Origin of the sequence: Streptomyces sp. NBC_01171, assembly GCF_045039805.1 — a bacterium.
Lineage (GTDB): Bacteria > Actinomycetota > Actinomycetes > Streptomycetales > Streptomycetaceae > Streptomyces.
In genome coordinates, this window is record NZ_CP108609.1 from 1,636,377 (window position 1) to 1,657,221 (window position 20,845).

General features: G+C 70.9%; 18 protein-coding genes. 4 read left to right on the forward strand and 14 right to left on the reverse strand.

The annotated features are described in order from the left end of the window. The first annotated feature begins 20 nt into the window (after window positions 1-20). Together OG448_RS07500 and OG448_RS07505 are read left to right on the forward strand one after the other, a co-directional pair. Window positions 21-962 carry a sucrase ferredoxin gene (locus OG448_RS07500; protein ID WP_405552191.1) on the forward strand — a complete coding sequence of 314 codons (942 nt, stop codon included), beginning with the start codon at window positions 21-23 and terminating at the stop codon, window positions 960-962. 49 nt (window positions 963-1,011) lie between these two features. Continuing rightward, window positions 1,012-2,658: an ATP-binding protein gene (locus OG448_RS07505; RefSeq protein WP_405552194.1), complete on the forward strand. Its 1,647-nt coding sequence runs from the start codon at window positions 1,012-1,014 to the stop codon at window positions 2,656-2,658. A gap of 21 nt (window positions 2,659-2,679) precedes the next feature. Here OG448_RS07505 and OG448_RS07510 read toward each other — a convergent pair whose 3' ends face one another. Genes OG448_RS07510 through OG448_RS07520 form a run of 3 tightly spaced genes read right to left on the reverse strand, consistent with a single transcriptional unit; the run spans window position 2,680 to window position 5,462 of the window. Further along, a complete protein-coding gene (locus OG448_RS07510; protein ID WP_405552196.1) occupies window positions 2,680-3,729 on the reverse strand; it encodes an ABC transporter substrate-binding protein in 1,050 nt (349 codons plus the stop codon). Window positions 3,730-3,787: 58 nt separating this feature from the next. Continuing rightward, window positions 3,788-4,657 (reverse strand): ABC transporter permease, encoded by an 870-nt coding sequence (locus OG448_RS07515; RefSeq protein WP_405552198.1) that lies wholly within the window; start codon window positions 4,655-4,657, stop codon window positions 3,788-3,790. Continuing rightward, on the reverse strand, window positions 4,647-5,462 hold the full coding sequence (locus OG448_RS07520) for an ABC transporter ATP-binding protein (protein WP_405552200.1): 816 nt from the start codon (window positions 5,460-5,462) through the stop codon (window positions 4,647-4,649). Before OG448_RS07520 ends, OG448_RS07515 begins: the two co-directional genes overlap by 11 nt. A gap of 158 nt (window positions 5,463-5,620) precedes the next feature. Here OG448_RS07520 and OG448_RS07525 point away from each other — a divergent pair, with 158 nt between their 5' ends. Further along, on the forward strand, window positions 5,621-6,313 hold the full coding sequence (locus tag OG448_RS07525; protein WP_130337316.1) for a response regulator: 693 nt from the start codon (window positions 5,621-5,623) through the stop codon (window positions 6,311-6,313). Window positions 6,314-6,335: 22 nt separating this feature from the next. Here OG448_RS07525 and OG448_RS07530 read toward each other — a convergent pair whose 3' ends face one another. From OG448_RS07530 to OG448_RS07555, 6 genes are all read right to left on the reverse strand, one after another. Further along, on the reverse strand, window positions 6,336-7,928 hold the full coding sequence (locus OG448_RS07530; protein WP_405552202.1) for a cation acetate symporter: 1,593 nt from the start codon (window positions 7,926-7,928) through the stop codon (window positions 6,336-6,338). Further along, entirely contained in the window at window positions 7,925-8,482 is a 558-nt protein-coding gene (locus tag OG448_RS07535; protein ID WP_405552204.1) for a DUF485 domain-containing protein, read from the reverse strand. Before OG448_RS07535 ends, OG448_RS07530 begins: the two co-directional genes overlap by 4 nt. A 69-nt stretch (window positions 8,483-8,551) precedes the next feature. Beyond that, window positions 8,552-9,241 (reverse strand): response regulator, encoded by a 690-nt coding sequence (locus tag OG448_RS07540; protein ID WP_405552206.1) that lies wholly within the window; start codon window positions 9,239-9,241, stop codon window positions 8,552-8,554. Beyond that, complete coding sequence (locus tag OG448_RS07545) at window positions 9,238-10,389, reverse strand: sensor histidine kinase (RefSeq protein WP_405552208.1); 1,152 nt, start codon at window positions 10,387-10,389, stop codon at window positions 9,238-9,240. The genes OG448_RS07540 and OG448_RS07545 overlap by 4 nt, the downstream gene beginning before the upstream one ends. Beyond that, the gene (locus OG448_RS07550; protein WP_405552210.1) at window positions 10,386-10,934 is read right to left on the reverse strand and encodes a DUF1453 domain-containing protein; all 549 of its coding nucleotides are present in this window, start codon (window positions 10,932-10,934) and stop codon (window positions 10,386-10,388) included. The genes OG448_RS07545 and OG448_RS07550 overlap by 4 nt, the downstream gene beginning before the upstream one ends. 301 nt (window positions 10,935-11,235) lie before the next feature. Continuing rightward, complete coding sequence (locus OG448_RS07555; RefSeq protein ID WP_405552212.1) at window positions 11,236-13,359, reverse strand: type IIA DNA topoisomerase subunit B; 2,124 nt, start codon at window positions 13,357-13,359, stop codon at window positions 11,236-11,238. 439 nt (window positions 13,360-13,798) lie between these two features. Here OG448_RS07555 and OG448_RS07560 point away from each other — a divergent pair, with 439 nt between their 5' ends. Next, window positions 13,799-14,029: a hypothetical protein gene (locus OG448_RS07560; protein WP_030803173.1), complete on the forward strand. Its 231-nt coding sequence runs from the start codon at window positions 13,799-13,801 to the stop codon at window positions 14,027-14,029. A gap of 111 nt (window positions 14,030-14,140) precedes the next feature. Here the strand turns inward: OG448_RS07560 and OG448_RS07565 are convergent, their stop codons facing one another. From OG448_RS07565 to OG448_RS07585, 5 genes are all read right to left on the reverse strand, one after another. After that, on the reverse strand, window positions 14,141-15,001 hold the full coding sequence (locus OG448_RS07565; protein ID WP_405552214.1) for a serine protease: 861 nt from the start codon (window positions 14,999-15,001) through the stop codon (window positions 14,141-14,143). Window positions 15,002-15,123: 122 nt separating this feature from the next. Continuing rightward, window positions 15,124-16,650, reverse strand: a complete 1,527-nt coding sequence (locus tag OG448_RS07570) for an RNA polymerase sigma factor (RefSeq protein WP_405552216.1) — start codon at window positions 16,648-16,650, stop codon at window positions 15,124-15,126. 432 nt (window positions 16,651-17,082) lie between these two features. Next, a complete protein-coding gene (locus OG448_RS07575; protein ID WP_405552218.1) occupies window positions 17,083-17,970 on the reverse strand; it encodes a FadR/GntR family transcriptional regulator in 888 nt (295 codons plus the stop codon). A gap of 162 nt (window positions 17,971-18,132) precedes the next feature. Beyond that, a complete protein-coding gene (locus tag OG448_RS07580; protein WP_405552220.1) occupies window positions 18,133-19,905 on the reverse strand; it encodes an ATP-binding cassette domain-containing protein in 1,773 nt (590 codons plus the stop codon). Window positions 19,906-20,066: 161 nt separating this feature from the next. Further along, window positions 20,067-20,825, reverse strand: a complete 759-nt coding sequence (locus OG448_RS07585; RefSeq protein ID WP_405552222.1) for an NUDIX domain-containing protein — start codon at window positions 20,823-20,825, stop codon at window positions 20,067-20,069. Window positions 20,826-20,845: the final 20 nt, after the last annotated feature.

Here is a 20,845-nt window from a genome sequence, read left to right on the forward strand (position 1 = left end):
GTCAGGTTAGGCTCACCTGTGTGAGTAGGTGTGCGACCGTCTCCCGGACCCTCGACGAGCCCGTTTCTGGTACGGCGGCCACGGCGACGACGTGGCTGCTGCTGGAACAGCCGGGCCCCTGGGGCGCGAAAGCGCTGACCGCGAGCCATCTGGACCCCGCGCTGGGCCGTGCCCTGGAGGCCGCCGCCAAGGACACCGGCGTACGGGTGGCGCTGATCAGACGCCCCGGCCGGCACGCCGACCCCGGCACACCGCCCGTACGGCAGGTGTACGTGGCCCACACGGTTCCGGGAAAGGTGTGGCTGTACGGCACCACCACCTGCGACCCGCGCACACTCCTCGGTCTGGACTTCGCCGCCCTGGGCGCGGGCGACCCCCGCTCCTTTACGTCGGTGCTCGGTGGGCGCCCGCAGACCGGTGACCCGCTCGCGCTGGTGTGCACCAACGGCAAGCGCGACCGCTGCTGCGCCCTGCTGGGCCGCCCGCTGGCCGCCGAACTGACCGCCTCCGACGTGCCCGGCGTCTGGGAGGTCACTCATCTGGGTGGTCACCGCTTCGCCCCGACGGTGCTCGTGCTGCCGTACGGCTACGCCTACGCCCGCGCCGAGGCGCACACGGTCAAGGAGGCCCTGCACCGCGCCCAGGACGGGCAGGTGCTGCTGGAGGACTGTCGCGGCCGCTCGGCCTGGGACCGCCCCGGCCAGGCCGCCGAACTGGCCGTACGGGCGGCCACGGCCGAGTACACCGCGGACGCGCTGCACGTCGTCCGCACCGAGGGCACGGCGCCCCGCTGGGAGGTCACCGTCGGCCACGCGGACGGCCGGGGCTGGCGGGTGACCGTGGCCCAGACCGCCGCGCTGCCGCCACGCCCGGAGAGCTGCGGGGTGGACGTTCTTGGCGCCCCCGCGCGGATGGATGTCGTCGCCGTCAGGGCGCTGCACACGGCGGCCCTGGCGGGCTGACACCGCGGCCGCCCTGGGAGGCGCGCGCCGTCCCGCGTACCGTCTCCGCATGCCTCCCACTCCCCCGGTCCGCCGTCCCCGCCTCGGTCTGCCCCGGCGGGCGTTCGCGCAGGTCCTGCTCACCCAGGTGACGATCGCGGCCGGCGTCGCGGTCCTGGCGACCGGGCTCTTCCTGGCGCCGCTCAGCGGACAGTTGGACCAGGAGGCTATGCGCCGGGCACTGGTCATCGCGCAGACCACCGCGCAGGACCCGGCGATCGCCGAGGGCGTCCTGCATACCCGGCCCACCGCCGACGGGCCGGTGCAGCGGGAGGCCGAGCGGATCAGGCGGGCCACGCACGCCGAGTACATCGTGGTGATGGACGCGCGGGGGACGCGCTGGTCCCACCCGACCACCAAGGAGATCGGCCACCGCGTCTCCACTGACCCCAGCCGCGCCCTGTCCGGGCGCCAGGTGATGGAGATCGACCGGGGCACCCTGGGCCGCTCCGCGCGCGGCAAGGTGCCGCTGTACGACGCCGGGCACCGGATCGTCGGCGCGGTCTCGGTGGGCATCGCGTACGACAGCGTGCGCGCCGGGCTGCTCGGCGCGATCCCCGGCCTGCTGGCGTACGCCGGGGGCGCGCTGGCGGTGGGGGCGCTGGCCGCCTGGCTGATCTCCCGCCGGGTGCACCGGCAGACCCGTGACCTGGCCTTCTCCGACATCTCGGCGCTGCTCGCGGAGCGCGAGGCGATGCTGCACGGCATCCGGGAGGGCGTGGTCGCGCTGGACCGCAGCGGCCGGATACGGCTGCTCAACGACGAGGCGGGCCGGTTGCTCGGCATCGGGGACGAGGCCGTCGGGCGCTCGCCGGACGAGGCGCTCGGCGCCGGCCGTACGACGGACGTGCTGGCCGGCCGGGTGACCGGCACCGATCTGCTGACCGTGCGGGGACGGCGCGTGCTGGTCGCCAACCGGATGCCCACCGAGGACGGCGGCGCGGTGGCCACCCTGCGCGACCGTACCGAACTGGAGCGCCTCGGCCGCGAACTCGACTCCACGCACGGCCTGATCGACGCCCTGCGCGCCCAGGACCACGAGCACGCCAACCGCATGCACACCCTGCTCGGGCTGCTGGAGCTTCAGATGTACGACGACGCGGCGGAGTTCATCGGGGAGTTGGTCGGGGAGCACCGGGCGACGGCCGAGCAGGTCACGGAGCGGATCGAGGACCCGTTGCTGGCCGCGCTGCTGGTGGGCAAGGCGACCGTCGCCGCCGAGCGCGGGGTGGCCCTCAGGCTGTCGGAGGAGACGTGGCTGCCGGACCGGTTGATCGACCCGCGCGGTCTGGTGACGGTGCTGGGCAACCTGGTGGACAACGCGCTCGACGCGGTCGCGGGCACCCCGCACGCGCGCGTGGAGGCCGAGTTGCGCCCCGAGGGCCGGACCGTGGTGCTCCGGGTACGGGACACCGGTCCGGGCGTGCCCGAGGAGCAGCGGGAGTCGGTGTTCACGGAGGGCTGGTCCACCAAGGAGCCGCCCGCGCACGGCAAGCGCGGCATCGGCCTGTCGCTGGTGCGGCGCCTGGCCGAACGCCAGGGCGGCTCGGCCTCGGTGGGCGCGGCGGAGGGCGGCGGCGCGGAGTTCACGGTGGTGCTGCCGGACGCGCTGGGCGACCCGGTGCCCTCGGGCACGGAAGAGGCGCGGGGGCACTAGGCACCCCGCGCCCCTGAGCGGCTACTTGGCGGCCTTCTCCGCGAACTCGGTGGTGTACGTCTTGTCGAGGTCGACGTCGGCGTTCTTGATGTTGGGACTGAATGCCTTGAGCACCCTCTCAACGGTCTCCGGCCCCCGCGCCGGCATGATGCCGTCCTTGGTGAACATCGGCAGGGTGCTCTTGATGGCGGCCGCGTAGAGCTTCTTGTCGCCCTGGGAGTAGTCGGACGGCATCTTGGCCGCGATCTCGTCGGCGCTGTGGGTGGACATCCAGTTGAGCGTCTTGACGAACGCGTTGACGAGCTTCTGGACGGTGTCCTTGTGGCCGTTGACCCAGTCCGTGTTCATGTACAGGCTGGACGAGGGGTACGGCCCACCGAGCGCCTCCTGCGAACCCTTGGGAGTGCGCATGTCGATCAGCACACGGCCGGCCTTCTTGGCCAGGATCGTGGCGACGGTCGGGTCGGTGGTCATGCCCGCGTCGATGGAGCCCTTCTGGAGCGCCGCGATGAACGTCGGCCCGGCTCCCACGGCGACCGGGCTGAACTGGTTCACCTGGACGCCGTGCTTGACCGCGAGGTACTTGGTGAGGAAGTCGGTCGACGAACCGAGCCCGGTGACACCGAGCTTGCGGCCCTTGAAGTCGCTCGGCGAGTGGATGTCGCCCGTCTTCTTCGCGGACACCACCTCCACCTCGCCGGGCGCGTGCGAGAACTGCACGACGGACTCGACCGACTTGCCCTTCACCTGGAGGTCGAGCGTGTGGTCGTAGAAGCCGACGGCGCCCTGGACCTGGCCGGAGACGAGCGCGGTCTCCGCCTGGGCCCCGGCGGGCTCGGTCAGCAGCTCCACGTTGAGGCCCTCGGCGTCGAAGTAGCCGAGCCGCTGGGTGAGCATGGCGGGCAGGTAGATGACCTTGTCGAGACCACCGACCATGATCTTGACCTTGGTGCCCTTGCCACCACCCCCGGAACCGCCATGGCTGGCCACCTCGTTGGCGCAGGCGGTGAGCGAGGTGAGGGAGAGCAGACAGGCGGTGGCGAGCGAGGCGATTCTGGTGCGCTTGTGCATGACGGTCACGTCCTTGGGACTGTGCGGGGGCGGGGAGTTCGGCGCGCGGAACGGCGGTTCAGTGCCCGGAGCCGGAGGACTTCCAGCGGAAGACGCGGCGCTCGGCGAAGGTCAGCAGCCCCTCGGCGAGGAGCGCCACGACCGCCAGGATCACCATCGCTGCGTACACACCGGCGGAGTTGAGGGTGCCCTGAGACTGGGCGACGAGCAGGCCGATGCCCCGGGTGGCACCGATGTACTCGCCCACGATGGCGCCGATGAGCGCGAAGCCGAAGCTGACGTGCAGGCTGGTGAAGATCCAGGAGGTGGCCGAGGGGATGACCACCTGGAGGGTGACCTGCCGGTCCGTGGCGCCGAGGATGCGGGCGTTGGCGACCAGGTCGCGGTTGACCTCCCGTGCGCCCTGGAAGGCGTTGAAGAACACCGGGAAGAACACGAGGACCACGGCGGAGGCGACCTTGGAGGCGGGTCCGAGGCCGAACCAGATCAGGAAGATCGGGGCGAGCACGATCCTCGGGATGGAGTTCAGCACCTTGATGTAGGGGCCGAACAGGTCGGCGAGGAAGGCGACCCGGCCGAGCGCGATACCGAGGACGACACCGGCCACGACGCCGATGACCCAGCCCAGCAGCGCCTCGTACAGCGTGTACCAGATCTGTTCGCCCAGGGAACCGAGCGCGGTGCCGTGCAGCACCCAGGACGTGATCTGGTCCCAGATCTCCGACGGCATCGAGAAGTTGAACGGGTCGATGACCTCGGCGCGGGACAGCGCCTCCCACAGGCCGAGCACACCGACCAGCAGCAGTACGCGGGCCACCACCACGATCACCCGGCGCCTGCGAGCGGCCTGCGCCCGCGAACGGGACGGCGCCGGGGCCTGCGGCTTGGCCGGGTCGGCGAGCGGCGGAGTCACGGTCTCAGGCGACATCGGCGGCACCTCGCTCACGGGTGATGCGGACCTCTTCACCGAGGGACTCCCAGATCTCGCGGTAGATCTCGATGAACTTGGGCTCCAGCCGGATCGACTCGACCTTGCGCGGCCGGGGCAGGTCGATGGTGAACACCTGCTTGACCGTCGCGGGCCCGGCGGTCATCACGACGACCTTGTCGGCCAGCGCGATCGACTCCTCCAGGTCGTGGGTGACGAAGACGACGGAGGAACCGGTGCCCTCCCACAGCTCCAGCAGCTCGTCCGACATCAGGGCGCGCGTCTGCACGTCGAGCGCGGAGAACGGCTCGTCCATCAGCAGGATCTCGGGGTCGTTGACGAAGGTCGCGGCGAGGGCGACGCGCTTGCGCTGGCCGCCGGAGAGCTGGTGCGGGTACCGGTCCTCGAACGCGGTGAGCCCGACGCGTGCCAGCCACTCACGGGCCTTCTGCTTGGCCTCCGCCTTGGGCACGCCCCGGAAACGGGGGCCGGCCATCACATTGGACAGCACCGTGCGCCAGGGGAAGGTGGCGTCCTGCTGGAAGACGAAACCGACCCGGTCGCCGACGCCGTCGACCGGCTGCCCGGCCACCAGCACCTCGCCCTCGCTGGGCTCCTCCAGCCCGCTGACCAGGGTCAGCGTGGTGGACTTGCCGCACCCGGTAGGGCCTACGACGGCGACGAACTCGCCGCGCTCCACGGTGAGGTCCAGGCCGCGCACCGCGGTGTGCGGATCACCGGAAGGGGTTCTGAAGATCTTGCTCGCGCCCCTCAGCTCGATGGCGGGGCTGGTGTCTGCGCTCATGCACCGGGACGGTAGGGGCGGCGCCGCTCCGGCAGCAGTCTTGTGCGCGCAACCCCTTCTTTTGCTCGCAAGAACCTGTTGTGCTCGTTTTGCTCACGCTACAACTGCGGAGCCGAAACACGGGCTTAACGCTCGCCGGCCTGGAAGGGAAGGGCCCGATGATTGACGTGCTGGTCGTGGACGACGATTTCCGTGTCGCCGAGATCAACGCCAGGTACGTGGGCAAGGTTCCCGGCTTCCGGGTGGCCGCCCGCGCCCACAGTGCCGCCCAGGCGCTGGCCGCCGTCGAACGCGGCGGCGTCGACCTGGTGCTGCTCGACCACTATCTGCCGGACCGCACCGGCCTGGAACTCGTCCACCTCATGCGCCAGCACGGCCACGGCACCGACGTCATCATGATCACGGCGGCCAGCGATGTGACCACCGTGCAGCAGGCGATGCGGCTCGGCGCCCTGCACTACCTGGTCAAGCCCTTCACCTTCAACGCGCTGCGCGGCCGCCTCGACTCCTACGCCGCCCTGCGCCGCACCGTCGACCGGGTGGGCGGACGCGGGGTGACCGGCCAGGAGCAGGTCGACCGCATCTTCGGCGCCCTGCGCACGGCCCCCGCGCCGTCGGCCCCGGGCCTGCCGAGCGGTCATACGGAGCCGACCTCGGACCTGATCTGCGGTGTCCTGCACGGCGCGGAGCAGCCCCTGTCGGCGCACGAGGTGGCCTCCCGTACGGGGCTGAGCCGCTCCACCGCCCAGCGCTATCTCCGCCACCTGGAGCAGGCGGGCCGCCTGCGGCTGTCCCTCAGATACGGGGACACCGGGCGGCCCGAGCACCGGTACGCCTGGGTGGCGCCGTGACGCCGCCCAGGCCCGGGTGGACTTATACGGCTCCCGCACCGGTCAGCGACCGCACCTCGGTCTCCGCGAACTTGGCCTCGTCCGGCACCTCGTCCGAGGTGACCGTGCCCAGCCAGCCCGCGAGGAAGCCGAGCGGGATGGAGACGATGCCCGGGTTCTGGAGAGGAAAGTACTGGTAGTCGACGCCGGGGAAGAGCGAGCCGGCGCTCCCCGAGACCACGGGCGACAGCAGCACCAGGATCACCGCGGGGATCAGCCCGCCGTACACGGCCCAGACCGCGCCACGCGTGGTGAAGTTCCGCCAGAACAGCGAGTACAGCAGCGTCGGCAGGTTCGCCGAGGCGGCCACCGCGAAGGCCAGGCCGACCAGGAACGCCACGTTGAGGTTCCGCGCCAGCAGGCCGAGCGCGATCGCCACGACACCGATGGCGGCCGCCGCGATCCGCGCCACCGCCACCTCGCCGCGCGGGGTGGTGGGCCTGCGCCGTAGTGATGCGTACAGGTCGTGGGCGACCGACGCCGAGGAGGCGAGGGTGATCCCGGCGACCACCGCGAGGATGGTGGCGAAGGCGACGGCGGCCACGACGGCGAACAGCACGGTGCCCCCGGTGGAGGAGGCGCCGCCGCCCAGGTCGAGCGCCAGCAGCGGGATCGCGGTGTTCCCGGCCGCGTTGGACCGCCGCAGCGCGTCGGCGCCCACCACGGCGGTCGCCCCGAAGCCGAGGACGATCGTCATCAGGTAGAAGCTGCCGATGAGCCCGATCGACCACACCGTGGAACGCCGGGCGGCCCGGGCGGTCGGCACCGTGTAGAAGCGGGACAGGATGTGCGGCAGACCCGCGGTGCCCAGCACCAGCGCCAGGCCGAGGCTGATGAAGTCCATCCGCGCGGTCCAGTCACCGCCGTACTTGAGCCCCGGCGCCAGGAACGACGCCCCGTGCCCACTGCGCTCGGCCGCCGTCAGCAGCAACTGGTTGATGTCCCCGTGGAACCGCACCAGGACCAGCACGGTCATCACGATCGTCCCGACCAGCATCAGGACGGCCTTCACGATCTGAATCCAGGTGGTCGCCCGCATCCCGCCCAGCGACACATAGATCACCATGAGCGCGCCGACCCCGATGACCGTCCACGCCTGCGCGGCCCCGCCGGAACCGCCGAGCAGCAACGCCACCAGGCTTCCGGCGCCCACCATCTGGGCGACCAGGTACATGACGGAGACGGTGACCGAGGCGGTGCCGGTGGCGATCCGCACCGGCCGCTCGGCCATCCGCGCGGCGACCACGTCGGCGAGGGTGAACCGGCCGCAGTTCCGCACCAGTTCGGCCGCGACGAACAGCACGACCAGCCAGGCCACGAGGAACCCGACGCCGTACAGCAGCCCGTCGTAGCCGTACAGCGCGATGAGCCCGGTCACGCCGAGGAAGGAGGCCGCCGAGAGGTAGTCCCCGGAGATGGCGAACCCATTTTCCAGGGGGGTGAAGAGCCTCCCTCCGGCGTAGAACTCCTCCGCCGAGCCATGTCGGCGACGGCTGACCCAGGTGGTGATGCCCAGGGTCACGGCCACGAACGCGCTGAACAGAACCAGCGCCAGCATCTGGTGGTGGCTGGTCACGAGGTGCCTCCCTGGACGCCACGGGTCAGCTCCTGGGTGTCCCAGCGCAGTTCCAGCGCGGGCCGGTCGCGCCGCAGTCGCGCGTGCCGTGCGTAGGCCCAGGTGAGCAGGAAGGTACTGGCGAACTGCCCCAGCCCGGCGAGCATCCCCACGTTCACCGCCCCTATGACGGGCCGCGCCATCAGACCGGGCGCTGCCGTCGCGGTGACCACGTACCCCACGTACCAGACGAGGAAGGCGGCGGCTCCCGGCACCACGAACCTCCGGTACCGGCTGCGCACCTCCTGGAACGCCTCGCTCTGCTGCACCGCGAGATACACGTCGCGGGCACGAGCCTCCGCGATCTCCCGCTCGGCCTCACCGCGCGGATGCGGTACGGCCGTCGGTGCGGGCATCCCCGCCCCGTCCAGCTCGCCCCAGCCGGTGGCCGGCGTGTCGCGCCAAGGGTCCTCTTGCCGCACGTCGCGGGAAGCCACGCTCTGCTCTTCCTGGTTGTCGGCCGAACTTCCGGGACCGTCCCCGGCACCGAAGTGTCGACCATTGCTTGACTGCATACCCAAGGATGGACAGATCGGGAAGATCTCCGACACACCTTCCCGTACCACTTCACCCCATCAGGTGAGTCACTCCACCCTCGGCCGCACCATGCCTTTCGCAAACGCGTAACGCACCGCCTGCGCACGGTCCTTGAGGCCCGTCTTGGCGAAGAGGTTGTTGATGTGCGTCTTCACGGTCGCGGTGGAGACGTGCAACTTCCGGGCGATCTCCTGGTTGCTGAGCCCCTCGCCGATCAGCACCAGCACCTCGCTCTCGCGCGCGGTCAGCCCGTCGGGCGGCTCGGGCGGCGTCGAGGTCGTCCGCACCTCGGCCTGGGACAGCCTCTCCAGCAAACGGAGTTGGATGCCCGGCGCCAGTCCCGCCTCCCCCGACAGCACGCTCTGGACGGCGCGCACGATCTCCTCCCCGCCCGCGTCCTTGGTCAGGTAACCCCGCGCCCCGGCCCGCAGCGCGGCGAACAGCGACTCGTCGTCCGCGAACGTCGTCAGCACCACCACCTGGGTGCCCGGGTACCCGCTCCGGATACGCCGGGTGGCCTCGACCCCGTCGCAGCGGGGCATCCGCAGGTCCATCAGCACGACGTCGGGGGCCAGTTCGCCGACCAGCCGCACCGCCTCCTCGCCGTCCCCGGCTGCGCCGACCACCTCGAGGCCGGGCAACAGCCCGAGCAGCATCACGATGCCTTCCCGCACCACGGTCTGGTCGTCGGCGACCACCACGCGCGCGGGCTTCCCCTCCCCCTCCGGCGCCGTCATACCGGCACCTTCAACGTCACCACGAACCCCTCCTCGTCCGGCCCCGCGTCCAGCGAGCCGCCCAGCAGTTCGGCGCGCTCCCGCATGCCCAGCAGACCGTACCCGCCGCCGGACGCGGCCAGTTCGCACGGACGCCCGCCCCTGTCCCGCACATCGAGTGTCACTTGACGCTCGCTGTAGTCGAGCCGGACCCGCACCTTGGCGCCCCGGGCGTGCTTGCGGACGTTCGTCATCGCCTCCTGCGCCACCCGGCGCACCGCCTGTGACGCCTCGGCCGACAGCGCCCTGCGCTCACCCGTGACGGTGACCTCACCACCGTCCGCCACGCTGACGAGGTCCGTCAGGAACTCCTCGAGCGGGGTCAGTTCACCCCGCAGCGCCGACAGCGCCTGGCGGGTCTCGGCGAGTCCGTCACGAGCCATGCCCCGCGCGGCCACCACCCGCTCCAGCACCTGCTCACGGCTCGCGTCGCGCTCCAGCAGCAGGCGGGCCGCCTCCAAGTGCACCATCTGCGCCGAGAGGCTGTGGGCCAGCACGTCGTGGATCTCCCGCGCTATCCGCGCCCGCTCGGTCAGCGCGGCCGACTCCGCCTCCGCCTCCCGCGCGGCCCGCTCCTGAGCGAGCAGCCGCTGCGCGTTGCCCCGCGCCTCCGAGTCCAGCCGCGCGACGTAGCCGGCCAGCGCCAGCCCGGTCACGGTGGAAGCGGTGGTGAGCCACATGTCGCTGTTGTAGACCGCGTACGAGGCCAGGGCGACCGAGGTCACCGGTACCGCCGCCGCGAGGGGCAGCCGCTCCAGGGCGAGGATGCCGCAGCCGCACCAGAACACCAGGGCGGGGCCCACGAAGCCCGTCATCCGAGCGGCGACCGCCAGAGCCTGGAGCACGGCGATGAGCGCCAGGGACGGCAGCAGTCGGTGCGCGTAGGTGGTACGGAAGTAGCCCCACGCCGTGCCGGAGGCCAGCAGCACGCCCGCCACGGCGGCAGCCTCTCCCCACAGGGGAACGTCGTCCTGTCTGAGGGCCGCCCACAGCAGCAGCCCGAGCAGCACCACCCTGATGGCCCGGGCCAGCAGCCGCCGGGGACGGCTGATGCCCTCCTTGCTGAGCGCCTCGCGTGAGGGCCAGCGGGTCCAGGAGTTCTCGTTCACACCCGCTCCTTCCACGCCGGCCGCGCCACCGGGGCCGCCGGTGCCGCCGGCGTTCCGTCACCGTAGGTCGAGGCCAGGGCGGGCGAGGAGGCCAGCAGCCGTGCCCGCCAGGCGGTGATGCCGCCGCGGACCAGCAGGGTCGCGGCGAGGCCCAGCATCATGGCGGCACTGTCCTGCCGGACCCCGAGGGCGTACCCGAGGCCGAAGAGGCCGCCGCGCAGGGCTATCCCGCCGGCCCATACGACGGCACTGGCCTTGGTGCTGCGGCTCCACACGACTCCCTCCGGCGCCCTCCAGATCCGGGTGGTCCAGGCCCAGCCCGCTCCGGTGGCCACCCCGACGGCCACTTCCGCGACGAGCAGTCCGAGCGACTCGACGCGGTGGTGGGCGTCCACTGTGCCGGGCCCGCGCAGCGCCATGACCGCGAGAATCGCGGGCGCCAGCCACCAGCGCCGCTCGGCGTCGACGGCGTGGGTGCGGAACTGCCTGGCGATCACCAGCACGGCGACGGCCGCGATCACCAACGCGTCGACGAACCCGGACATCCGAGCCTCCGTGTACGAGAGGGGGGTGTCGGAGGCGGTCGCTCCCGACACCCTCGAAACTACGGAAATCCGCAGGCCACGGGATCGGAGCGGAGGTGGATCACGGGTGGATCTCCGAGGGCCCGTCCTCTCCACCCACGGGTGGAGAGATCTTGGGGGAAACCCGGAGCCGGACCCGACGGGACAGGAGGGCGGGCAGGGGCAGGGGCAGGGGCAGGGGCAGGGCAACGAAAACGGGAGCACCGACCGAGGCCGGCACTCCCGTCGTCCCACCCACCCGGCCTGAGCCGAGCGCGGGCGGCTACGCGTCGATCCGCGAGCGGTCCAGCGTCGCCGCCGAGCTGGAGATGAACTCCTTGCGCGGCGCCACGTCATTGCCCATCAGCAGATCGAAGACCTGCTCGGCGGCTTCGAGGTCCGCGAGGTTGATCCGCCGCAGAGTGCGGTGGCGCGGGTCCATCGTGGTCTCGGCCAACTGGTCGGCGTCCATCTCACCGAGGCCCTTGTAGCGCTGGATGGAGTCCTTGTACCGGACGCCCTTGCGCTGGAACTCCATGAGCGTGTCCCGCAGCTCACGGTCGGAGTACGTGTAGACGTACTTGTCCTGCCCCTTCTTCGGCTGGATCAGCTCGATGCGGTGCAGCGGGGGCACGGCGGCGAAGACCCGGCCCGCCTCGACCATGGGCCGCATGTAGCGCTGGAAGAGGGTGAGCAACAGGCAGCGGATGTGGGAGCCGTCCACGTCGGCGTCCGTCATCATGATGATCTTGCCGTAGCGGGCGGCGTCGATGTCGAAGGTGCGGCCCGAGCCCGCTCCTATGACCTGGATGATCGCGCCGCACTCGGCGTTCTTGAGCATGTCGGTCACGGACGAGCGCTGCACGTTGAGGATCTTGCCCCGGATGGGCAGCAGCGCCTGGAACTCGGAGTTGCGCGCCAGCTTGGCCGTACCGAGCGCGGAATCGCCCTCGACGATGAACAGCTCACTGCGGTCGACGTCGTCGCTGCGGCAGTCGGCGAGCTTGGCGGGCAGGGACGAGGACTCCAGGGCGGTCTTGCGGCGCTGGGCGTCCTTGTGCTGACGGGCGGCCACCCGGGTGCGGGCGGCGGCGACCACCTTCTCCATGACCGTGCGGGCCTGCGCGGCGTCGTCCCGCTTGGAGGAGGTGAGGAACGCCTTGAGTTCCCGGGCGATCACGGTGGAGACGATGCGGCGGGCCGCCGAGGTGCCGAGCACCTCCTTGGTCTGGCCCTCGAACTGCGGCTCGGCCAGGCGGACGGTGACGACCGCCGTCAGGCCCTCCAGGGCGTCGTCCTTGACCACGTCGTCCTCTGCGACACGCAGCATCTTCTTGGCGCGCAGCACCTCGTTCATCGTCTTGGTGACCGCCTGCTCGAAGCCGGCCACGTGGGTGCCGCCCTTGGGGGTGGCGATGATGTTGACGAAGGACTTCAGGTTGGTGTCGTAGCCCGTGCCCCAGCGCAGCGCCACGTCGACACCCAGTTCGCGGGTGACCTCGGTGGGCGTCATCTGGCCGTGGTCGTCGAGGACCGGCACGGTCTCCTTGAAGGAGCCCTGGCCCGAGAAGCGGAGCGTGTCGCAGACCGGCTTGTCGGTGGCCAGGTATTCGCAGAACTCGCTGATGCCGCCGTCGAAGCGGAAGGACTCCTCACCCTTGCTTCCACCGTCACCGAGGCCCATCTCGTCGCGCACGACGATGGTGAGGCCGGGCACCAGGAAGGCGGTCTGGCGGGCCCGCTGGTGCAGGTTGTCCAGGGAGAGCTTGGCGTCCTTGAGGAAGATCTGGCGGTCGGCCCAGTAGCGCACGCGCGTGCCGGTGCGGTTCTTCGGGATCTTCTTGGTCTTGACCAGGCCGGTCCCGGCCTCGAACTTGGCCTCGGCGCCGCCTCGGGCGAAGGCGCCCGGAACACCGCGGCGGAAGCTGATGGCGTGGGTGCTGCCGCCTCGGTCCACCTCGACGTCGAGCCGGGCGGAGAGCGCGTTCACCACGGAGGCGCCGACGCCGTGCAGACCGCCGGAGGCCGCGTAGGAGCCGCCGCCGAACTTCCCGCCGGCGTGCAGCTTGGTCATGACGACCTCGACGCCGGACAGGCCGGTCTTGGGCTCGACGTCCACGGGGATGCCGCGGCCGTTGTCCCGGACCTCGACGGAGCCGTCGTCGTGGAGGATCACCTCGATGCGGTCGCAGTAACCGCCCAGGGCCTCGTCCACGGAGTTGTCGATGATCTCCCAGAGGCAGTGCATCAGGCCGCGGCTGTCGGTCGACCCGATGTACATGCCCGGACGCTTGCGCACGGCTTCGAGACCCTCGAGGACGAGGAGGTGCCGCGCGGTGTAGTTGGAGCCGTCCCGGTCTGCTCCTGCCAGCAGCGCTGTGGACGGCACGGAGGTGTCGGCGGTCACGCGGTTCGCTCCTCGCTGAATTTCAGATGGGCCCCTGGTGGGTACGGGGCCGGCTTCGGTCGCCGCTCAGAGGGTACCGATGCCTGGTAGAGCCGGTGTAACGCCACCCTCGGCGGGGAACTCAGACTAGCCGAGGGTCGTACGGACGTTCGATCCCTCGATGGAGTGAAGCACACATCACGTTCCCTTCGAGGCATGAACCATTTAGGCTCCGGGCACGTCCTCATCAACAACCGGCAACCCAGCCGGGAGGACCGACCCCCAAGACCGCGCGAACCCGTACGCACCAGACCACGCACTACGGCACATTCGCCGCCAACCGGCAACACCCAGCCATCCCGAAAGAAATTTTCGACGGAAAGCCACGAGCGGGAACGAAATCGGCCTGGTTGGATGTTGACCCTGGTACGACAGCTCGTCGAGCTAGAGAAGAGGCGACGTGACTACTGTTCTGACCCCCGCGAGCCCGCTGACGGCCGCCGATCGCTGCGACCGCTGCGGCGCCCAGGCATACCTGCGCGTCGTCCTGCTGAGCGGCGGAGAACTGCTCTTCTGCGCCCACCACGGGCGCAAGTTCGAGCCGGAACTCAAGAAGATCGCCGCTGAGATACAGGACGAGACGGAGCGGCTCACGTCCGTTCCCGGCACCCCTGCCACCGAAGAGCGCTGAATCTCGCACCCACCCGACGAGCCAGCCCCGGCATAGGCCGGTGAACGGGCGGCTGCCTCCCCAGGGGAGCAGCCGCCCGTCCTCGTACCCGGAAGGACGCCTCAGGCGCTCTCAGGAGCGCTTGGGGGCCTTGTCGGCCCCGTCCTCGGCCGGCTCCGGCGCGCGCACGACCTCGGACACCCGCGTGTAGACACCCGGGCTGCCCGCCTGCCCGCACCCGCTCCCCCAGGACACCAGCCCGATCAACCGTCCCCCGGCGACCAGCGGGCCGCCGCTGTCGCCCTGGCAGGCGTCCGGCCCTCCGGCGGCCTCTCCCGCGCAGAGCATGGAGGCGGCACGGTAGGTGCCGTTCCGGCCTCCCGGATAGGCACGGGCGCACAGATCGTCGGCCAGCACATGCACCCGCGCGGCGCGCAGCCGGTTCGTGTAGGCACCGCCGCCGCTGGTGTCGCCCCAGCCCGAGACCAGGGCTTCGGTGCCGGCCGCGTACGCCGGGTCACCGGCCGCTGCCACGGGCACGACGGCGCTCTGCGGCACCGGCTCGGCGAGAGTGAGCACGGCGTAGTCCCCGGCATTGGTGGCGGGGTCGTACGCAGGGTTCACCTTGATGTCCCGCACGGCTGTCTCCTGACCGTCGGTGGCGAGCAGGTCGGTGCGGCCCGCGATGACCTTGAGGTCGCGCACCCGGTCAGGAGGCGCGCCCAGGACGTCGTCGGCGACGCAATGCGCAGCGGTGAGAACGGTGGTCGGCGCGATCGCCACCCCGCCGCAGAACTGGCCCGCGCGGCTACCCCCGAACCGGTCACGGCTGGAGAGCGCCACCGTCCACGGGGCCTGGGAGACATCTATCGGGAACCCGCCGACCACGACGCTGTCGGCCACGGCCGGAGCCGCGCCGATCAGGGGTATCGCGGTCAGCGCGGCCGCCAGGGAGAGCGGCCGGATCAGTGCCCGGACAACGGAACGGCGCATGCGGACTCCTCACTCAGGGTGGTTCTGGAACACCCAGAGTCATCCAGCACACGGGGGCCCGCAGCACGAAGGCCCGGCCCCCACGAGGGGAACCGGGCCTTCGGTGTCCGAACGGACTCGACCTAGTCGAGGTAGTCGCGCAGCACCTGCGAACGCGACGGGTGGCGCAGCTTCGACATGGTCTTCGACTCGATCTGGCGGATGCGCTCACGCGTCACGCCGTAGACCTTGCCGATCTCGTCGAGGGTCTTCGGCTGGCCGTCGGTGAGGCCGAAGCGCATCGAGACGACGCCGGCCTCGCGCTCCGACAGGGTGTCGAGCACCGAGTGGAGCTGCTCCTGGAGGAGCGTGAAGCTGACGGCGTCGGCGGGGACGACCGCCTCGGAGTCCTCGATGAGGTCACCGAACTCGCTGTCGCCGTCCTCGCCCAGCGGGGTGTGCAGGGAAATGGGCTCGCGGCCGTACTTCTGGACCTCGATGACCTTCTCGGGGGTCATGTCGAGTTCCTTGGCCAGCTCCTCCGGGGTGGGCTCGCGGCCCAGGTCCTGGAGCATCTGGCGCTGCACACGCGCGAGCTTGTTGATGACCTCGACCATGTGCACCGGGATACGGATGGTGCGGGCCTGGTCGGCCATCGCGCGGGTGATCGCCTGACGAATCCACCAGGTGGCGTACGTGGAGAACTTGTAGCCCTTGGTGTAGTCGAACTTCTCGACCGCGCGGATCAGACCGAGGTTGCCCTCCTGGATCAGGTCCAGGAAGAGCATGCCGCGGCCGGTGTAGCGCTTGGCCAGGGAGACCACCAGACGGAGGTTGGCCTCCAGCAGGTGGTTCTTGGCGCGGCGGCCGTCCTCGGCGATGATCTCCAGCTCGCGCTTCAGCTTCGGGGCGAGCTTGTCGGAGTTGGCGAGCTTGTCCTCGGCGAACAGACCGGCCTCGATGCGCTTGGCCAGCTCGACTTCCTGCTCGGCGTTGAGCAGGGGGACCTTGCCGATCTGCTTCAGGTAGTCCTTGACCGGGTCGGCGGTGGCGCCGGCCGCGGCGACCTGCTGCGCGGGCGCGTCATCCTCGTCCTCGTCGGACAGCACGAAGCCGGCGGCCTCGGTGCCCTCGGGCTCGTCGGCGGTCTTGGTCTCCTCGACGACCTCGTCCTCGAGGATCTCGGCGTCGTCCTTCTTGGCGCTGGTCTTCTTGGCCGCCGTCTTCTTGGCCGTGGTCTTCTTCGCGGCCGTCTTCTTGGCGGTGGTCTTCTTGGCAGCGGCCTTCGTGACGGAGGCGGCGTCGTCGGTGTCCTCGCCCGCGGCGGCGGACGCGGCGGGGGCGGCCGTGGCCTTCCGGGTGGTCACCGTCTTCGCCGCGACCGTCTTGGTCGCGGTGCGCTTGGCCGGGGTCTTCGCTGCGACGCTCTTGCGGGTGCGCTTGGGCTCTGCGGCACTGACCATCAGCGTCACACCCTCTTCCTCAAGAATCTGGTTGAGGCTGCGCAGTACGTTCTTCCACTGAGTGGCCGGAATCTGGTCAGCTTCGAAGGCCCGACGCACATCGTCGCCGGCGATCTGCCCCTCAGCCTTTCCCCGCTCAATGAGCGCCATGACAGAGACGGACTCGGCGATCTCCGGCGGGAGCGTACGGGATGTGCTGGCCGACACGAACAACCTCTCGGAACGTTGGAAAGCGGCTTCCGGCACCGTCCGTCATGGACAGGAGCCGACCACCGGCCTGGGGATGGGCCGACGGCGCGGGCGGGGCCGGGAAGAGACACAGCGCCTGGCACGGCGTCCGTATTCCCTTCGCGGCTGTTCACCTCTTAGGTCATCGCGCTGTTTCCGGGAGCGTTACGCCCAATCCGCGTGGCCCGAGTCACACCCCGCCGACAGCCAAATGCGATCAGATGTGAACGAAGCAGTCCGCTGCCGATTTCCGTCTTGATCACTTCGCCGGTCCGGGCGGCCTGTCGCACCGCCGGACTCGGCCGGAATCCAGGGAGTCCGGCCGAGTCCGGCGACGGCGGGACCCGGTCGCGGTACCGCCATCTCGATCACTGGGGCGCGCCACGGGCGGGCGCGCCGTCCGCTTCCCTGTCAGTGCTCGCGCGGCGCGGGGACCACGCGCTCCACCTCGGGGTGGACGGTGAGGAGCTGGCGCATCGCTCCCTCGGCCACGGCGCCGTCGCCACTGCCGAGCCCTTCCACGATCCGCCCGTGCTGGGCGACGGACGCCTCGGTCGGCCGCTCACAGCCGGCGGCGGGGCCGCCGGAGACCTGGAGGGCGGCGGAGACGATCCCGGACAAGTGGTCCAGCATCCGGTTGCCCGCGACCTGGATGAGCAACGCGTGGAATTCGGCGTCCGCGCGCGAGAAGGTCAGCGCGTCTCCCTGGGCGAGGGCGTGGCTCATGATCTCCACCAGGTCCACGAGGCGCTGCTGCACGTCCTCGCGGCCGTGTCCGGCGGCGAGACGGGCGGCGAGCGGCTCGATCGTCCAGCGCAGTTCGTTCAGCTCGCGGCGCTGGTCGTCGCGCTGCGGACCGAAGGCGCGCCATTCGATGATGTCCGCGTCGAGCAGGTTCCAGTCACTCACCGGGCGCACGCGGGTGCCCACGTTCGGCCGGGCGCTGACGAGGCCCTTGGCCTCCAGGACACGGAGGGACTCGCGCACCACGGTGCGGGAGACCTCGAAACGCTGGCCGATCTCCTCCGGCACCAGCGGGCGGTCGGCACCCAGGTCGCCGGAGACGATCATCTGACCGAGCTGCTGGACGAGCTGGCCGTGCAGTCCGCGCCCGCGGCTGCCCGCGGCACGCCGGCCCACGCGGCCCAGGTCGGAATCGGCGCCCTCCCAGGCGGGCGCCGCCACGCGGTCGGCCATCGGGGCCTCGGCGTAGGGGTAGCGGTCGAGTTCGCCCGGTCCGGCGAGGCCGGAGTCGGCGGAGCGGGCGGCGGTCATCATGGTGTGCGCAAGGGTACTCACGCATCTTTTGTCGGCGTTGCCTCCAACTGCCTTGAGGGCTTTGGTGAAAAGCACACGAAAGGGTGATCGCTCACCCCGTCGCAATTGACGCCTTATCGGAAATAAACGGGCTTTCTGTGGGGAGTTGTGTGCACAGCGGCTCGGAAACCGCACCTCAGGGCGTCATCTCGCCCTCGCCCGCAGGGTAGTGATCAAGTACGCGCACAGCAGCACGGCGAGCGACAACGCCATTGCGCCACCCACAGGTTGGGCGATCACACGGGCAAGACCCAGCAGATAACGCTCACCTCCGAAGGGCCACTGGAGCAGCAGGACCTCCCGCATCCGCACGTGAATCCCCGCCGCGACTCGCACATATGAGCCTTCGAACAACCGGTGCACGAGCGGTACGACCGCCACCGGCACCGCGAGTACGGCGGCCAGCCCCGCGGCGGTGGACCGGAACACCCCGGCGGCCAGCACCCCGGCCCACGCACAGCCGACCACGAGCGCCAGCCAACTCACACACAGCGGCAGCCAGTCTCCGGGGACCTGGACCAATTCCCGCCCGTACACGAGATAGAGCAGTTCGGCATCGCAGCCGAGGGCGAGAAAGGCCAGCGTTCCGGCGGTCATTCCGGAGACGAAGAGCTTCGCGGTGAGCAGTCCCAGCCGACGGGGAACGGTGCCCCGGTCCGCCGCCAGCGCGGGATGCCGGAACTCGTCCCCGAAAGCGAGCGCGCCGAGCAGCCCCGCCGCGAGCGCGACCGGCGGCAACGGCAATTCCCGCGGCCAGGCGGCGAACAGACGCGCCTGCGGGGTGTGCCCGATACGGGCCAGCACCACGGCGGTGATCATGGAGACGACGAGGGCGACCCCGCAGACGACGAACCCGGTGCTGATCCCGGTGGCGCGCCGGAGTTCATAACGCAGGGGACGGAGAGGGCCGCGTACGGAGCGGACGGCGACGGGGAGCGGCAGGGGGTCGGGGGCGACAGCGGTCTCGGCCACTTCCGGTGCGGCGGCGGCCTCCGGCATCGAGTCGCGTTCAGCCGGTTTCGGCTGCTCCCCCTCGGCCTCCGGCTGCATGTCACCGACCTCATCCGCGAGTTGATGGATGAGGATGCCGTTCCGGAAGGCGGTCTCCCCGACGTCCGCGGTCGTGCTGCCGTACACGGAGAGGCGGTTGCCCTCCTCGCGAACGACTTCCACGGAACGCTGCTCGGCGCGGGCCTCCTTGGTGAGCAGGATCGCCAGGCGTGCGGCGTGGGGGCTGCGGACGGCGACGCGCGGCCGGAGCCGGGTACGGGCGAACTCCGCCGCCTCCAGGTCGGCGGCGACCCGGCCCGCTTCGAGGGTGATGACGTGATCGGCGTGCCGGGCGGCCTCCTTGGGGTCGACGGTCGTGAGCAGTACGGCGCCGCCCTGGTCGGCATACTCCCGCAGGGTGGAGTGCAGCCAACGCGCCTCCGGGTCGGAGAGTCCGGCGGCGGGTTCGTCCAGCACGAGGGTGTGCGGGTCGGGCAGCAAGGCGCAGGCCAGGCCGAGTCGGCGGTCCATGCCGAGGGACAGGGTGCCGAGCCGTTCCTCGCGGAGGCTGACGAGGCCGACCTCTTCCAGCACTTCGTCGGCCCGTCCGGCCGGGACCCCGGCCGCCGCGCAGAGCATGCGCAGGTGGTTGCGGACCGTCCGGGAGGGGTGTCCCGGTACATCGCCGAGGAGTACGCCGACTTCGCGTGCGGGGTGGGCGATGCAGTACAGAGGGCGCCCTCTGAAGTAGGCGATGCCACGCCCCCGCTCGAGTTCGAGCATCAGCCTGAGCACCGTGGTCTTGCCCGCGCCCGGCGCTCCGAGGAGGGCGGTCACATGGCCGGAGCGCGCTTCGAAGGAGACGTCCTCGACGGCGGGCGGCTGGTCTTTGAGGGAATCACTGGTCAGTCCGACAGCCTGGATCACCTGACGGAAGATAGCGCGCTATGTCCTGTTTTACAGGTATCACCCCTTCTGTCCGGTAGTTGTTCGGCGGAGGGTCAACCTGCATGGCTCACTTGCCCGATGAGCGTCCCGCGCGCGACGTCTCCCCAACTGCCGTGCGCGCGGTGGTCCGACGCCTGGCCTCAGACCTCGGGACGGAGCATCGGGGGGTTGAGCAGGGTGGCGCCGCCCGCCCTGAAGAGCTGCGCGGGCCTGCCGCCCTGGCGAGTGGTGGTACCGCCCGTGGGGACGAGGAAGCCGGGCGTGCCGGTGACCTTGCGATGGAAGTTGCGGGGGTCGAGCACCACGCCCCAGACCGCCTCGTAGACCCGGCGCAGCTCGCCGACCGTGAATTCCGGCGGGCAGAAGGCGGTGGCCAGCGAGGAGTACTCGATCTTGGAGCGGGCGCGCTCCACCCCGTCGGAGAGGATCAGGGCGTGATCGAAGGCCAGGGGCGCCATCGGTTCGCCGTCACGGCCGTAGCCCCCCTGCTGGAGCAGTTCCTCCACCGGTGCCCAGCGCGCGTTGCTCGCGTCGCCGCCCGCGCGCGGGGCCGGGAGGTCGGGCGCGAGGGCGAGGTGGGCGACACTGACCACGCGCATACGCGGATCACGCTTCGGGTCGCCGTACGTGGCGAGCTGCTCCAGGTGAGCGCCGTTGTCCTGCACCGGAGTCGCCGGATCATGAGCCCGGAGCCCGGTCTCCTCGGCCAGCTCGCGCGCCGCCGCCTGAGCGAGGTCCTCGTCGTCCCGTACGAAGCCGCCGGGGAGCGCCCACCGCCCCTGGAAGGGCGACTCACCCCGGCGTACCGCCAGCGCGCACAGGGCGTGGCGGCGCACGGTCAGCACGACCAGGTCCACGGTGACGGCGAAGGGCGGGAACGCTGACGGGTCGTAGGGCATGCCGCGATCATAGTCGTCTT